Source organism: Arthrobacter gyeryongensis, from assembly GCF_039543785.1.
Classification (GTDB): Bacteria; Actinomycetota; Actinomycetes; order Actinomycetales; family Micrococcaceae; genus Arthrobacter; species Arthrobacter gyeryongensis.
Genome location: NZ_BAABKK010000018.1, coordinates 165,526 through 180,618 on the forward strand (window position 1 = coordinate 165,526; position 15,093 = coordinate 180,618).

Below are 15,093 nucleotides of genomic sequence, written 5' to 3' on the forward strand. Positions count from 1 at the left end.
ATTAGGGTGGAGCCGTGGACATGGATGCCTTCTCTGTCGTGAACGGGACAAAATGGTCCCGCTTGCACGAGCTCGCGCACAAACGGCGCCTTGACGGTGGTGAAGCCGACGAGCTCCTGCGTTTGTACCAAGTGGTGTCATCACACTTGTCCCTCATCAGGTCCGTGGCCCCGGAGAGCGCACTTTCCGCCTCTTTGTCGGCGGCCCTCGCCCAGGCCCGTACCCGCTTCACCGGGGCGAGGTCGAATTTCATGGAAGACCTCGCCCGCTTTTTCGTGGTGTCCCTGCCGGCCGCGTTCTACCGCTTGCGCTGGCTCACGGTCTGGTGCGGGGTTTTCTTCTGCCTTGTGGCCGGCGCCTACGCCCTCTGGATCGGAACGTCTGCGGACGCCTTGAGGGCCCTCGGAAGCAGCACTGCCGTGAAGCAATACGTCGATCATGACTTCGTCGGCTACTACTCCGAGAACCCCGCTGCGTCCTTTGCCGGTGCCGTCTGGACCAACAATGCCTGGATAGGGGCGCAGGCCGTGGCCTTGGGCATCACCGGTTTCTGGGTGCCCTACACGCTGTTCGCGAATGCACAGGGCCTGGGAGTCGCAGCGGGCGTGTTTGCCGCCACGGGCAAGATGGACGTGTTCTTCAGCTACATCCTCCCGCACGGCCTCATGGAGTTGACGGCCGTCTTCATTGCCTCGGCGGGCGGCCTCCGCATTTTCTGGGCCATGGTTTCCCCGGGCCCGCGGCGCAGAATGCAGGCAGTGGCGGAAGAAGGGCGTTCCCTGATCACGGTGGCCCTCGGCCTGGTGCTTGTCCTGTTCGTTTCCGGACTCGTCGAGGCGTTTGTGACGCCGAGCCCGCTTCCCGTGTGGGCCAAGATCCTGATCGGTTCGCTCGTTCTCGCGGCATACTGGGTCTATGCCTTGGTGCTGGGCGGGCGGGCATTCCGTGCCGGCGCCACTGGCGACCTTGACGCAAACGACGCCGGTTACCGGGAGATAGGCGCCTGACGGCACCCGGGTCCGGCCGCAATCCGACGTTCGCCGGGGTGGCTCATCGTCTCTCCGCGAGGGCTGACGGTAGGCTCGAAGGCAGAGAAGATTGCCAGCGGACCGTTCCTGCTCCGGCATGTGAATCCTACGGAAGTGAATCCAAGTGACCGAGAAGAGCCCGATCCCCAAAGACCCGGACGCGGATATCCACGACGACGGCGACGAGCCGGCCTTCGAATGGATGAAGCCCGCCCCCAAGTCCGCGGCCGCTGACGTACGCCCGGCAGGGGCCGCTGACGGAGCACGGAACTCTTCGGCGGAGCGCGTGCCAGAAGAAGGCAAACAGGGAGCTGGGTCCGCGTCAGGCGCAGTTGCAGGCGAAGGTGCACGGCCTCTCGCTGAACGGCCCGTCGCAGCACAACAGCCGGAGAGCCGGGCAGACCGCAAAGCCGCTGAGGCTGCGGAGGCCGGGCCGGAACCGGCCCTCTTCGCAGAGCCTCTCCCGACGTCGGCCCTTCAGGTCCGCCCGCCGGAAGCCGAAGTGGAACGCCGCAACCACGAGCGGGAGCAGGCCGCCAACGCCAAGCCGCTGGCGCCCCGGATTTTCCAGGTCCTGCTCGCCGTCTTCTACCCGGTGGTCCTCCTGGTGCTGGCAATCCGCGCCGTCGCGAGCCCGTTGTTCCTGTGGGTGGAGTATTACCGGCCGGGCTTTCCCGGAGACGGCTATGGCTTCAATGCCGATGACCGGATGACGTATGGTTCCTATGCCCTGGACTATCTCAGCAACTGGTCCGGGCCGCGCTACTTGGGCGAGCTTGTCAACCATAACGGCGAGAAGCTGTTCAAAGAGGGCGAAGTTTCCCACATGGCCGATGTCAAGACCGTGATGCTCTCCGCATTCGGTGCCGGCGCCCTCATGATCATCATTGGCATCATCGCGATGATCTATCTGCGCAAACGAAGCACGGGCGGGATCCGCCGCGGACTCTTTGCCGGTTCGATCGTCACCTTGGTCCTCATCCTGGGACTGGGCACGCTTGCGGCACTGGGCTGGCAGCAGTTCTTCACGGACTTCCATCACATCTTCTTCGCCAACGGTACCTGGACCTTTGCACTCGACGACACGTTGATCCGCTTGTTCCCGGGACAGTACTGGATGGACTCCGGAATTGCGATCGGTGCCTTGGTCTTCATCACGGCCCTGCTGACCCTCATCTTCACTTGGCCCACCCGCCGTCGTCGCGGACTTTCTGCCAAGAACGAAGCCGCTGCGGACGACAGTGTGGATACCGACCCGGAGGTCCGCGCGGAGGCCGGCACGCCGGAGAAGTAGCACCGCAGCAAGAACGAAGAAGCGGTCCGCCCGGAATATCCCGGGCGGGCCGCTTCTTTGTGCGCGGGCCGCTTCTTTGTGCGCGTGCCGCTTCTTTGTGCGCGTGCCGTCCTGACCTTCCGGGCAGGCCCTTAGATCCAGGACGGCATCCACATACGCATGCGCCAGTCCTGGTAGCTGATCACTTCTGCCGTCCACACCGGATAGAAGAACGCCGACAACAGCACGGCAAGGACCACCACAAGGCCCACCACGTACAGGCCTGAGCGGCGGCGCCACGGAGGAGCCCCGCTCTTGCCGAGCACCAGTCCCAATCCATAGACGAGAGCCAGCACGAGGAAAGGCTCGAAGGAAAGCGCATAGAAGTAGAACATGGTGCGCTCCGGATACATGAACCACGGCAAATACCCGGCGGCGACGCCGGCCAGGATGGCCCCGGCCCGCCAGTCGCGCCGGCCCGCCCACCAGAACAACACCACGAAAAGCGCAACCGTGGCACCCCACCAGATCACCGGGTTGCCGACGGACAGGATCGCCGAAGTGCAATTGGGCAGATCGCAGCCGGGGGTTCCCTGCTTGGGGGACTCATAGTAGAACGATGTGGGCCGCCCCATGACGAGCCAGGTCCACGGGCTCGCCGAATACGGGTGCGGCGAACTGAGGCCCTGATGGAAGTTGTAAGCCTCCATGTGGTAGTACGCCAAGGAGCGCAGCGGCCCGGGAATCCATCCCCATGTGTCGGAGGGATTCGTATCCGCCCAGTGCCGATAGTAGGCGTCCTTGGAAAGGAACCAGCCGGTCCACGTCGACAGGTACACGGCTCCGGCCACCGGGATCATGGTGAAGAACGCCGGAATGCCGTCCTTGATGATCCCGGCGCTGGGCCAACTCCGGATGCCCGCAATGCGCCGCGCGCTCATGTCCCAGAACACGGTCAACAGGCCGAAAGCGACGACGAAGAACAGCGCCGACCACTTGGTTCCGACCGCCAAGCCGAGGCACACACCGGCCGCCAGCCGCCACCAGCGGAATCCGAGCCACGGCCCCGAGGCGAGGTGCAACGCCGTCGGCCGGCCGTCCTTGGAGGCGCCTGCCAGGGCGGCAAGCCGTGCCGCCAGCCGTCGCCGTCCGTCGTCGCGATCCATCAGCAGGGCGCCAAAGGCTGCGAGCAGCCAAAACATCAGGAAGATGTCCAACAGGGACGTCCGCGACATGACCAAGTGGTGGCCGTCGACGGCGAGCAACAGCCCGGCAGCCGCGCCCAGAATGTGGGAACGGAACAGCTTCAGGGCGATCAGGGCGATCAGGGCGATCGAGAGAGTGCCCGTCAGGGCCGCGGAAAACCTCCAGCCGAAGGAATTGTCCGAGCCAAATAGCCACATCCCGAACGCGATCATCCATTTCCCTACGGGGGGATGCACCACGTACTCGGGGGAGTTGAGGAGGACGTTGGGGTTGCCTGCGTTGAAGGCATCGTTGGCCTTGTCCGGCCAGCTCCGCTCGTATCCGCTGACCAGGAGCGAGTAGGCATCCTTGACGTAGTAGGTCTCGTCGAAAACGAGGCTGTGCGGTGCGTCGAGGCGGACAAAACGCAGGATCCCGCCGATCACGGCAGTGATAGTGGGGATCAGCCAGAACCACAGCCTCAAGGACGGCGGATAATCCCGCCAGCTTTGGATGCTGCCAATGAGCCGCGTCCGCAGTGCCTCGGCTGTGAAAGCCTCCCGGGGCCGTATCAACCAGGTTTGCGGGGCGGGGCGCACGGAGGTATCGGTCACTCAGCCCATGCTACCTTTTGCCGCCGGTAGCTCCCTGAAAGCGGCAGCCGGGGCATTAGGCTTGTTGGGTGACTGAACAGCTGAGCTCCCCGGATGAAACCACCGTTCCCGACTCGGCGGAGTCCCTCGAGACAAAGGCCCTGCCCGCCCTGCCCGACGGCGTGGGCCGGATAGTGCTGGCCGCCACTCCCATCGGCAACGTCGGCGATGCCTCCAGCCGGCTCATCGAGCTGTTGCAGACGGCAGACATCGTCGCCGCGGAGGACACCCGGCGCCTGCATCGTTTGGTCCAGTCACTCGGCATCACAGTGTCCGGCCGGGTCATCAGCTACCACGAGCACAACGAGGCCGCCAAGACCGAGGAACTGCTGGATCACGTACGGGCGGGCAAGACCATCATCATGGTGAGCGACGCCGGAATGCCCGCGGTGTCCGACCCCGGCTTCCGCCTCGTGGAGGGAGCCGTGGCAGCAGGGCTGTTCGTCACAGCTTTCCCCGGCCCGTCCGCCGTCTTGACTGCCCTCGCGCTATCGGGGCTGCCCACGGACCGGTTCTGTTTCGAGGGATTCCTTCCCCGCAAAGCCGGCGAACGCAGCTCCCGGCTTGCGGACCTCGGCAACGAACGCCGGACCATGGTGTTCTTCGAGGCACCACACCGGCTCGAGCCAATGCTCCGTGCCCTTCACGAGCGGTTCGGTTCGGACCGGCGCATCGCCGTGTGCCGCGAGTTGACGAAGACCTACGAGGAAGTCATCCGGGGAACCGTCCGCGAACTGCTCGAGTGGGCTGAAAACAACGAGGTTCGCGGCGAAATTGCCGTCGTCGTGGCTGGCGCCCCCGAACAGGCGCCGGGCACGCCAGAGGACCATGTTGCCGCGGTCAATGAACTCATCGCCAAGGGCGTCAGGCTCAAGGAAGCGGTGGCCGCAGTGGCCGAAGACGCTCGCGTCAGCAAGCGCGAGCTGTACTCTGCTGTGCTCGCGGCGCGTTAGGGCCGTGCTCGCGGCGCGGTCTGCCGTGCTCGCGGCGCGGTAGGTCGGGGCTCTCCGCGCGTTAGCTTCCGCCCAAGCTGAGGCTGTGCAACTGCACAAACTCTTGCTCCCGCGGCAGTGCGCGAAGGCGTAGACACTGCTTCGCGGCGGGCAGTACCGTGACAGTAATTCCACAAAAATCAAGTGTTGGTGCATCTCTACAACGTGCACCGACTGACGAAGGAGTCACTGTGACTGTTACCGCCGATCGCGAAAGCGAACTTCTCGCCTCCGTTCCCACGGGGCTGCTCATCAACGGCCAGTGGCTGCCTGCGGCATCCGGCAAGACGTTCGACGTCGAGGATCCCTCCACGGGCAAGGTGCTCCTGAGCATCTCCGACGCCGGAGTAGAGGACGGTGCCGCGGCGCTGGACGCTGCTGCTGCCGTCCAGGCCTCCTGGGCCCGTACCGCTCCCCGCGAGCGTGGCGAAATCCTGCGGCGAGCGTTCGAACTTGTCACGGCACGCGCCGAAGACTTCGCACTGCTCATGACCCTGGAAATGGGCAAGCCCTTGGCCGAAGCCCGCGGCGAAGTAGCTTATGGCGCGGAGTTCCTGCGCTGGTTCTCCGAGGAAGCCGTCCGCGTCAGCGGCCGCTACTCCGCGGCCCCGGACGGCAAGAACCGCATCCTGGTCCAGAAGAAGCCTGTTGGTCCCTGCCTGCTGATCACCCCGTGGAACTTCCCGCTGGCCATGGCTACCCGCAAGATTGCCCCCGCGGTCGCCGCCGGCTGCACCATGGTGCTCAAGCCCGCCAACCTGACCCCGCTGACTAGCCTGCTCTTCGCGCAGGTCATGCAGGAAGCCGGCCTCCCCGCAGGCGTGCTCAACGTCATCCAGACCTCCACGGCAGGCGCAGTCACCGGGCCCCTCATCAAGGACGACCGCCTTCGCAAGATCTCCTTCACAGGTTCCACTGCTGTCGGGCAGTCCCTCATGCGCGAAGCCGCCGACAAAGTCCTCCGCAGCTCCATGGAACTCGGCGGCAACGCACCGTTCGTGGTCTTCGAGGACGCCGACCTGGACAAGGCCGTGGAAGGCGCTGTCGCGGCGAAGATGCGCAACATGGGCGAGGCTTGCACCGCAGCCAACCGCTTCATTGTGCACGACTCCATCGCCGACGCCTTCGCCGACAAGTTCGCTGCCAAGATCTCGGCGCTGAACACCGCGCGCGGCACCGAGCCGGACTCCACGGTCGGCCCGCTGATCGACGGCAAGGCCCGCAACGGCGTGCATGCCCTCGTGTCCGACGCAGTTGCCAACGGCGCGATCGCCGTCACCGGCGGTGCCCCGGTGGACGGCCCGGGCTACTTCTACCAGCCCACTGTGCTCAAGAACGTGTCCGCGGACGCCCGCATCCTGAAGGAAGAGATCTTCGGACCGGTGGCCCCGATCATCACCTTCAAGAGCGAAGACGAAGCGATCAAGCTGGCCAACAACACCGAATACGGCCTGGTTGCCTACGTCTACACCAAGGACCTGAACCGTGGACTGCGCGTCAGCGAAAGGATCGAGACCGGCATGCTCGGCCTCAACGCCGGCGTCATCTCGAACGCCGCAGCGCCTTTCGGCGGCGTGAAGCAGTCCGGCCTGGGCCGTGAAGGCGGTTTCGAAGGCATCGAGGAATACCTCACCACGCAGTACGTCGGCATCGCGGATCCTTACGCCGACTAGCAAAGCCTTCGGCAGACCTCTCGCAACGGGGAACTGCCGTTGAATGAAGGCAGGGCACTGATCCTTTGGGTTCCGGTGCCCTGCCTTTGCCGTTTCACCCAACTGAGTCGCAGTTGTTGTCGGTTTCGGCGCCCATAACGACATCTACTGCGTGGGCCCACGCCGCCAGGGTTCCCTGGCCGAGGGGCCCGGCCGGCGAGGGCCCCTGCCTGAGCTTGCGAAGGCTGGGAGCCGGTGGGGACTTGCGAGGCGAGGGGGGCGGTGGGGAGTAGTTGGGTCAGCGCCGCCAGCGGATGGAGCCGAACAGTCTCTGCACGAATGCTGCCGCGCGGCGTGCTGCCGCGGAGGAAATGCCACCCAGCCAGCGGAAAGGTGACCACAAGAGCTGGAACCAACGGGACATCAAGGACGGCGGGAACCAGTCCGCGCGGAAGACCGCGAACCAGGAGGCGTTGCGCCGGAACGCGGCCCGGACAGCCGCGATACGGTCCCCGGCCGGGTTAGCTTCCTCCGCTGTAGTATTCGCCGGGATGCCCGCCGGGGGACCATAACGCTGCCGTTCGAAGTCGCCGGTGAGCGATGCAAGGGCGTGCTGGCCGGCGTCGTCGGCGGCTCCCGACGGCGACGCTGCCGCCGCCGGCCCTCTGAGCGCAACTGAGCTGCTCAATCGGGCCGCGAAATGCCGCGGCGTTTCGCTGGGCACGGGCGGTACACCGTAATCCGTGGCGAGGTCCTGCAGCTCAGCCCATGCCAGGACGGGGCCATCCCGGGGCGGGGCCGGGCCGGTTGTGCCTCCCGAACCGGGCTGCGTGGCCGGCCTCAGGCGCCGAGCCCGGATGCCGGAGCGGACCAGCCGAGGGGAGGCTGCCAATACCGCCAGAAGAAGCGCGGCCGCGGTGACGTACAGAATCGTCGCGGAGCCGCTGGCCGTGCCTGATCCGACTCCCGGACCCGCAACGGGCGGTACAGCACCGGTGCTCGGCGCGGGGGTCGAGGATCCCGGGGTCAGGTTTTCGTCATGCAGGTTCGTGCTCGGGCCGCCCGCTGCGGCAGCCTCGCTCGCGTAGGGCGGAACGACGCCGCGGGAAGGGGTTGGTTCGAAGGCGACCCAACCGACTCCCTCGAAATAGAGCTCGGGCCAGGCGTGGGCATCACGGGCATCCACCTGGTACTCCGGCAGCGGTTCCTGTCCCGCCACAGCAACTGTGGCCCCTGTGGCATGGCCCGGCGCGTAGCCGACGGCGATGCGGCTCGGGATTCCCTCCAGCCGCGCCATGACGGCCATCGCAGAGGCGAAGTGCACGCAATAGCCGCTCTTCTGCTGCAGGAAATCGGCCAGCACTGACATGCCGTTGCCGTCATAACCGCCCTGGACCGGAGCCTGCAGGGAGTAGCTGAACTGGGACGAGCGCAGATAGTCCTGGATCGCCATCGCCTTGGCATAGTTGCCGTTGGCGCCGGCCGTCACTGTCTTGGCGGTGTTTTTCACAATGTCCGGAACATTGCTTGGCAACTGGATGAAATCCTGCGAGATGGACGTGGGCTTGGCGTTGTCCTGGCTCAACGTTGCTGAGGTCAGGGCCGGCAGCGCGGAATACACCGTGTACTGCTGGCTCCTCGTGGTTCCGTCCTCGCCGCGGATGCTGAGCGTCGCCGGATCCCACGACCAGCGTCCGCCCAAACCGTTGACGGCTGTTGGGGCATAGGGGACCGGCAGGTACGGACTGGTGAACTGCCCGGTGTCGACAACCGTCACTTGGCGCACCAGCTCGGACGGGAGCGGGTAGTCCGGCGCCATCCGGCCCGGCCCTATGCGCCGCGAGGCTTCGCGGTCGTCCGGTGCCCAAGTGTCGCCGTCGAACTTGTCAATGGTGACGGAGCGCAAGTAGACCGGGGCCGTGGAACTCGTGGCATAGGTAATGCTGCCGTCGCCGGTGGGATTCCGCAGGCTGTTGCCGAGCGTGATCATGGGGTTCAGGCCGTTGGAGACGCCCCAGGGATTCAGCCGTGAACCGACCGGAAACGTCCCGCGCTCGAACCCAGGAACCGCCAACGGCAACAGGAGCCCCAGGGCCAGGGCCACGCCACCGATCACCATGGATCGTTTGAGCTGCCCCGTGCCATGGGCGTTGTCAGTTTGCAACCGCGAGTCCGGCGCGAACCACTGGCTGCAACCCAGGATCAGAATGAAGCCGACGGCGGCAGCGAGGAATCCGGGCAGCCCGCCGCCTTGCGGCTTGATGGTCGCCGGGAACACGAGGACAACCAGCAGGCCCAAGCCGCTCGTCGCAGGCAGGCCGAGCGGGACCGCCAGGGTGTCGACGAGTACAGCAACCAAGCCCAGGGCCGTGCAGGCGACGAACACGATTCCTGCGTTCGGTGAGACGGGTGCCGTCTCCGAGACCACGGTTTCGCCGGCCCGTTTGAGGAACTGGCCCAGCGTGTCAAGGGTCGCGCCGGAGGGAATGAAGCCCGCGATGCTTTCCGGCCGGAAGAACGTGAAGTCGAGGATAAACACCAAGGCGAGCAGGCCGCCCAAAGTGGTGAGCACAGGGTGGACCCTCAAGGCGCGCAGGACCGCCAAGGTCAATCCGACGACAAACACCGTGGTGATGGCGGGAACCAGCCAGGCCCAACCCCTGAAAACCCCGTTGAGCGAGAGCGAGGCTCCGAGCACTGCGACGGCGATGGCCGCAGACATTGCCCAAGGGTAGGCTCCGGGGCCTGGTTTCCGCCGGGCGCGGGGCGCCCTTCCCGGACCATGGGCACTTCCCTGACCGCGGGAGGCAGGGTCACTTGTCCCTGCCGGCTCCCGGCCCGCGGACGGTCCCGGAGGGCCGTTCCTGGAGGTAGTAGTCATCGTGGCACCGCCGCGCCACGCCGGACGTCCATCGCCGCGGCAGCGGCAGCGAGGATCTCTCCTTGATCGAAACCGGCCCATGCAGCAGTAAGGTCCGTTCTCGAACTCACGGCGACGGCACGCCAGCCACCCAGCTTCAGGGCTTCGATGACGGGCTGGACATGGTGCGGGTGGTCGGTGACCACCAGGGCAAAAGCGTTGGCGCCGTAGCCGGCGGCCGGCGCCAACGCTCGGGCCTCGGAGAGCGGCATGTTGCCGAGCAACGCGAGGACGGGGCCACGCAGGCGGTGTGCGGCCAGCTTGTCCATGAGATGGTCCTCGAAGGGCGCCTCGGCACCCTCGACGACGGCGGCTTCTTTGCGGCTGCGCTCGCCGTGGACATGCCGTGGGCCGCTGAGCTGGATGGCGGCGAGGCTTTCGGCAATGGATTGCAGGCCTCCCACACCGCTGAATTCCTCGGTTTCGGGATACGGCGCGGAGCGGGATGTGCGAAATGCGGGGTGTCCGGCGGCATCGAGGAAACGCAGCGAATAGTTGCGATCGGCAAGGTGGGCGCTGATCGACATCGCTGCCGTCACGACCCATTCGAAGTTCTCACTGCTCACCAGTTCAAAAGCGTCTTCGTGCGCGGGGCCGAAGACCGCGGCCGAGCCCGACACGAAAGCGGAATAGCGCTGGTCCAGGATGATGGTTGCCTCGGGCGTGGTGACGGATTCCTCCTGCCGCACCATGAGTTCACCGTGCCGCGCCGTCGCGGCCCAATGGACGCGCCGCATGGGGTCGCCATGCCGGTATTCGCGGGTCATCACATCGTCGTCGCTGGGATTGGCGCGGATCCGCGTGGCCGTCACGCCGTCGTTTCCGCGTGCACCGGCCAGGCCTGTGGCGGGGAGTTCGACGGCGGCGGGCGTCACGGTGAGGATGTCGCCGTCATCGATCTCGTGCTGGTGCAGCGACAATCCGAAGGGATCGCAGAACTCGGCCGTGACCGGACCGATCCTGAACTGGCCGCGCTTGCCGGAGCGCAAGTGGTACTCATAGCGGCTGGTGCCGCCGGAAGCGGCACGGGCGGGAAAGCGAAAGGCCGGAGGTTCGCCGAAGCGCGGCGGCAACTGCTCCTCCATGATCACCGGCCCGGCCGCTGCGCCGGTCCGCGCAACTGCCAAGCGCACCGTGGCCGTGGAGGAAGTCTCCACGGAAGAAGGATGGAATTCGCGGAACACCTGGAAACGCGGCTTGAGGATGCGGACGCCGGCAAGCGATACCAGCGGCAGCACCAGCAGCAGGATCCCGAGGGCCAACAGATCCCGCCTGCCCATGATCTGGGCAAGCAGCAAGAAACCCACACCGCTGGCCAGCAAGCCCCAGCCACGGGTAGTGAACAGATGCTTCGGAAGTAGATCGATCAGTGCCATGCCTGCCCCCTCGTTCGCTCTCCCTAGCTGCCGCGGCGTTCCGCGCCAGCGTCTTGGCTTACCGGGAGGGAGGCCAGGATGGCCCGGATGATGCTCTGTGGTGTATCACCGGAACTCGCGGCCTTGCGGTCAAGGATGATGCGGTGTGCCAGCACGGACTCGGCGACGGAAATGACGTCGTCGGGAAGGACGAAATCCCTTCCGTCAAGGGCGGCCGTCGCTTTGGCCGCCCGCAGCAGTTGCAAGAGGGAGCGCGGGCTGGCTCCGAGGCGCAGGCGGGCGCTGTCCCGGGTGGCCCGGCCTAGGGCAACCGTATATTCCTTGACGGACTGCGAAACGTAAACCTGCTGCACCGCGGCGATCATCGCGGCGACGTCCGCGGAAGTGACCACCGGCGTGACTTTGGCGAGGGGTGAAACCGCCTGATGCGTCTCGAGCATCTCGATCTCGGAGAGCTTGTCCGGGTAGCCCATCGAGATGCGGGCCATGAAACGGTCCCGCTGCGCCTCCGGCAGCGGGTACGTTCCTTCCATTTCGATGGGGTTCTGCGTCGCGACAACCATGAACGGTTCGCCCAGCTGGTACGAATGGCCGTCCACCGTCACTTGGTGTTCCTCCATGCATTCGAGGAGGGCCGACTGCGTCTTGGCGGAGGCGCGATTGATTTCGTCTCCGATCACGATGTTGGCGAACACCGCACCCATCCGGAACTCGAACTGCCTTGAGGACTGGTTGTAGATGGAGACGCCGGTGACGTCCGACGGAAGGAGGTCCGGGGTGAACTGGATCCGGCTGACCTTGCAATCGATGGTCCGGGCGAGGGTCTTGGCGAGCAGCGTCTTGCCGACACCGGGCACGTCCTCCACCAACAGGTGGCCTTGGGCGAGGAGCACGGTGAGGGCAAGCTTGGCGGCCTCGGCTTTGCCGTCGATGACTTTGTTGATGGCCGCCAGGATTTTCTCGCTGGCAGCGTGGAATTGCTCAGGATCCATGACCGTCGGCTTGTGCCCATTGAAGGACTCGCGCTCAGGCGGCAAGGCAACCACGGCCTCGTCCCGTAGCAACTCTTCATCAACGGTGCCGTGTCGCTTTGAGTCCATGGACAATCCCCTCAGCCATGACAGAACCCCGGCCGGGCCGCGGTGCCCTGGCCGGGATTTACCGCCTTTTGTACCAGACTACCCAGCCTAGGGCCGCCGCAGACAGAGGCATATCCCACAGGGAGAGATGCAGGAGGGATACAGGGGTGATCAGGGAGGAATACGTGAGCGATCAGGAAGGCATCAGCAGGGAAAGATAGGGTGGATCCATGTGCAATTCCCTCCCGCCGGCCTCCTACCGCGCGCCTGAAACCGGCGATTCCCGCAAAGAATACCCGCCTGCTCCCGAACCGCTGCCGGTCCCCGTGATCGATAACCACACGCACCTCGACTTCCGGCACGGACTGCTCGAAGTCGCGGTGGCGGATGCCCTGGACGCAGCCGAAGCCGTAGGTGTCCAGGGCGCGGTGCAGGTAGGTTGCGACCTCGAGTCATCGCGGTTCACGGTCCAGGCGCTTGACGCGGACCGGCGGCTCCTTGGAGCTGTCGCCATCCACCCCAACGATGCCCCCGTTTACGCGGGCCGCGGAGAGCTGGAATCGGCGCTCGCGGAAATCGAGGAGCTGGCGGCCCATCCGAGGGTCCGTGCGATCGGTGAAACCGGGCTTGATTTCTTCCGCACCCATGGCGACGGCCTGGTGCATCAGCGCCATTCGTTCCGCCGCCACATCGATATTGCGAAGAGACTGGACCTCACCCTCCAGATCCACGACCGTGACGCCCACGACGACGTGGTCCAGGTTCTCCGGGAGGAGGGGGCCCCCGGGCGGGTGGTGTTCCATTGCTTCTCGGGCGATGAAGAGCTCGCACGGATCTGTAATTTGAACGGCTGGTACATGTCCTTTGCGGGCACCATGACCTTCAAGAACGCCGCAAATCTGAGGGACGCGCTGGCCATCGCGGATCCGGAGCTGGTGCTCGTCGAGACGGACTCCCCGTTCCTCACGCCGCACCCTTACCGGGGCCGTCCGAACGCGAGCTACATGGTGCCGTACACCGTCCGTTCCATGGCCGAAGTGACCGGAACGGAGCTATCCCTGCTGTGCTCGCAACTGGCCCAAAACACCATCGCCACCTATGGATCCTGGGACTAAGCAGCATTCGCGCTGCATACCCAGTATGTAAAAATCTTGGTCACTTTATAACGCTTCGGTTACAGTGGGTAACCAGTAGCCGGGGTCGGGGAAGGCCTTCGGACAACTAACTCCGTTCGCAATTGGTGTTTTCAGTTGAATTGAGTGTGGCGGCGCACAACTCCGCTGCAGTCCTCACGCATGCTTCGGCCTGCACCCGGGACCGCGGCAGGAGGCCCTTGTGCGCTTTTCCCCGTGCCCGGATGGTCCAAAAGTTACGGGCAAACATGGTCAAGTTCTTCACCACGGGCGGCAAGTTCAGTTTCGTCAAGGTCGGTGCGCAGCTGCTGGTGCTTTTGGCACTGGTGCTGGGAGTAGTTGCTTTTACGGGCAACAACAAATCAGTCACCCTCAACGTCGACGGCAAAGTGAGTTCCGTCCAGACCTTCGGCAACACCGTTGACCAGGTGGTCAAGGCGGCCAAGGTTGATCTGAAGGCTGAGGACCGGGTTTCCCCGGCCTTGGACACCTCGGTGCAGAACGGCTCCATCATCAACGTCAATCTGGCCAAGGCCGTAACGGTCAGCCTTGATGGCGCCCAGCGGACGGTCAACACCACGGCCCCGAACGTCGAAGGCCTCGTCTCCGAGCTCGGCGTCGCGAGCGCATCGGCCGTCTCCCAGCCCAAGGACACGCAGCTGGCCGTCTCCGGATCCTACGTTTCGATCCTTACCCCAAAGACGATCAGCCTGATTGTCGACGGGCAGAGCTCTTCAAAGACCACGACGGCGGCCGACGTGGGAACCGTCCTCAGCGATGCCGGCGTCTCGCTCGGTGCGAACGACCGGGTTTCACAGCCCAACTCGGCTCCCGTTGTCCAGAACATGGTGATCAAGGTTTCCCGGGTGGACACCAGCAAGACCGCCACCGAGACGGAGAACGTCCCCTTTGACACGGTCACCACGGAAGACGCCACCCAGTTCAGCGACCAGAAGACCGTAACCCAGGAAGGGGTCCTCGGACTGCTCAGCAAGACGTTCAAGCTCGTCCTGGTAGATGGTCGCGAAGCTTCCCGGTCTTTGGTCTCCTCTGACGTCACCGTCAAGCCGGTCTCCGCGAAGGTGACGGTCGGAACCAAGGAGCGCCCCAAGCCCGCCCCCGCCGCGGCTGTTGCCTCAGGACCTACCGGCGCGCCGAACGAGGCAATGTGGGACAAGATTGCACAGTGTGAGTCCGGCGGGAACTGGGCCATCAACACCGGCAACGGTTACTACGGTGGCCTGCAGTTCGACATCCAGACCTGGATCGGTTCCGGCGGTGGCGCTTACGCTCCCAACGCAGCCGCCGCCAGCAAGGCCCAGCAGATTGACATCGCCAACCGCGTCTACGCGCAGCGCGGCCTCGGACCTTGGGGCTGTGGCTGGGCAGCTTCCAGCTAAACGAAATGAAATTGGCCGGGTCCGGAATCTTTGAACTGCTCCCCGAAAGTTGGACTGAGAATTCAGTTCTGACTTACGGGGAGCAGTTTCATGTTAAAGAGCAGTTCGTTGTCCGAGGAGCAGCGCGCGGCCGCGGTAGCGTTGTTTGAGACCGGTTGGGGCGCGAAGTCCGCTGCCACAAAGCTAGGGGTGAGCAAGCGGGCCGTAGGCCGGTTATATGACCGGTGGAGAGTTCGCGGAGGTACAACGCTAGTGGCCAAGCCAACCAAGCGGCAGTTTTCGTTTGAGTTCAAACTCGCTGTTGTGCAGCGGTTTCTGGCTGGAGAGACCCAGGTGGCCTTGGCGCAGGAGTTCCAGCTGTCGTCCCCGCTTCTGATCAAGAAGTGGGCCAGCCTGTACCGG

The 15,093-nt window shown here is 65.0% G+C and carries 11 protein-coding genes; 7 read left to right on the plus strand and 4 right to left on the minus strand.

The annotated features are described in order from the left end of the window. Positions 1-14: 14 nt before the first annotated feature. The gene (locus ABEA18_RS14765) at positions 15-1,007 is read left to right on the plus strand and encodes a stage II sporulation protein M (protein ID WP_345450216.1); all 993 of its coding nucleotides are present in this window, start codon (positions 15-17) and stop codon (positions 1,005-1,007) included. Between the two features lie 145 nt (positions 1,008-1,152). Continuing rightward, entirely contained in the window at positions 1,153-2,322 is a 1,170-nt protein-coding gene (locus ABEA18_RS14770; RefSeq protein WP_345450218.1) for a TIGR01906 family membrane protein, read from the plus strand. A 131-nt stretch (positions 2,323-2,453) separates the two neighbouring features. On the opposite strand, the gene ABEA18_RS14775 is transcribed toward ABEA18_RS14770, so the two are convergent. Then, positions 2,454-4,100, minus strand: a complete 1,647-nt coding sequence (locus ABEA18_RS14775; RefSeq protein WP_345450220.1) for a dolichyl-phosphate-mannose--protein mannosyltransferase — start codon at positions 4,098-4,100, stop codon at positions 2,454-2,456. A 161-nt stretch (positions 4,101-4,261) separates the two neighbouring features. Between ABEA18_RS14775 and rsmI the strand changes: the two genes are divergently transcribed. Continuing rightward, positions 4,262-5,092 (plus strand): 16S rRNA (cytidine(1402)-2'-O)-methyltransferase, encoded by an 831-nt coding sequence (gene rsmI, locus ABEA18_RS14780; protein ID WP_425550537.1) that lies wholly within the window; start codon positions 4,262-4,264, stop codon positions 5,090-5,092. A gap of 230 nt (positions 5,093-5,322) precedes the next feature. Beyond that, entirely contained in the window at positions 5,323-6,804 is a 1,482-nt protein-coding gene (locus ABEA18_RS14785) for an NAD-dependent succinate-semialdehyde dehydrogenase (RefSeq protein WP_345450222.1), read from the plus strand. Between the two features lie 277 nt (positions 6,805-7,081). On the opposite strand, the gene ABEA18_RS14790 is transcribed toward ABEA18_RS14785, so the two are convergent. From ABEA18_RS14790 to ABEA18_RS14800, 3 genes are all read right to left on the minus strand, one after another. Beyond that, entirely contained in the window at positions 7,082-9,505 is a 2,424-nt protein-coding gene (locus tag ABEA18_RS14790) for a transglutaminaseTgpA domain-containing protein (protein ID WP_345450224.1), read from the minus strand. Positions 9,506-9,660: 155 nt separating this feature from the next. Continuing rightward, on the minus strand, positions 9,661-11,079 hold the full coding sequence (locus ABEA18_RS14795; protein ID WP_345450225.1) for a DUF58 domain-containing protein: 1,419 nt from the start codon (positions 11,077-11,079) through the stop codon (positions 9,661-9,663). 23 nt (positions 11,080-11,102) lie between these two features. Next, complete coding sequence (locus ABEA18_RS14800; RefSeq protein ID WP_345450227.1) at positions 11,103-12,179, minus strand: AAA family ATPase; 1,077 nt, start codon at positions 12,177-12,179, stop codon at positions 11,103-11,105. Between the two features lie 209 nt (positions 12,180-12,388). On the opposite strand from ABEA18_RS14800, the gene ABEA18_RS14805 reads away from it, so the two are divergent. The 3 genes from ABEA18_RS14805 to ABEA18_RS24680 form a co-directional block, all read left to right on the plus strand. Next, positions 12,389-13,273, plus strand: a complete 885-nt coding sequence (locus ABEA18_RS14805) for a TatD family hydrolase (protein WP_345450228.1) — start codon at positions 12,389-12,391, stop codon at positions 13,271-13,273. Positions 13,274-13,539: 266 nt separating this feature from the next. After that, complete coding sequence (locus ABEA18_RS14810) at positions 13,540-14,691, plus strand: resuscitation-promoting factor (RefSeq protein ID WP_345450230.1); 1,152 nt, start codon at positions 13,540-13,542, stop codon at positions 14,689-14,691. A gap of 90 nt (positions 14,692-14,781) precedes the next feature. After that, a partial coding sequence (locus ABEA18_RS24680; RefSeq protein ID WP_425550535.1) for a helix-turn-helix domain-containing protein occupies positions 14,782-15,093 on the plus strand: 312 nt, incomplete at its 3' end.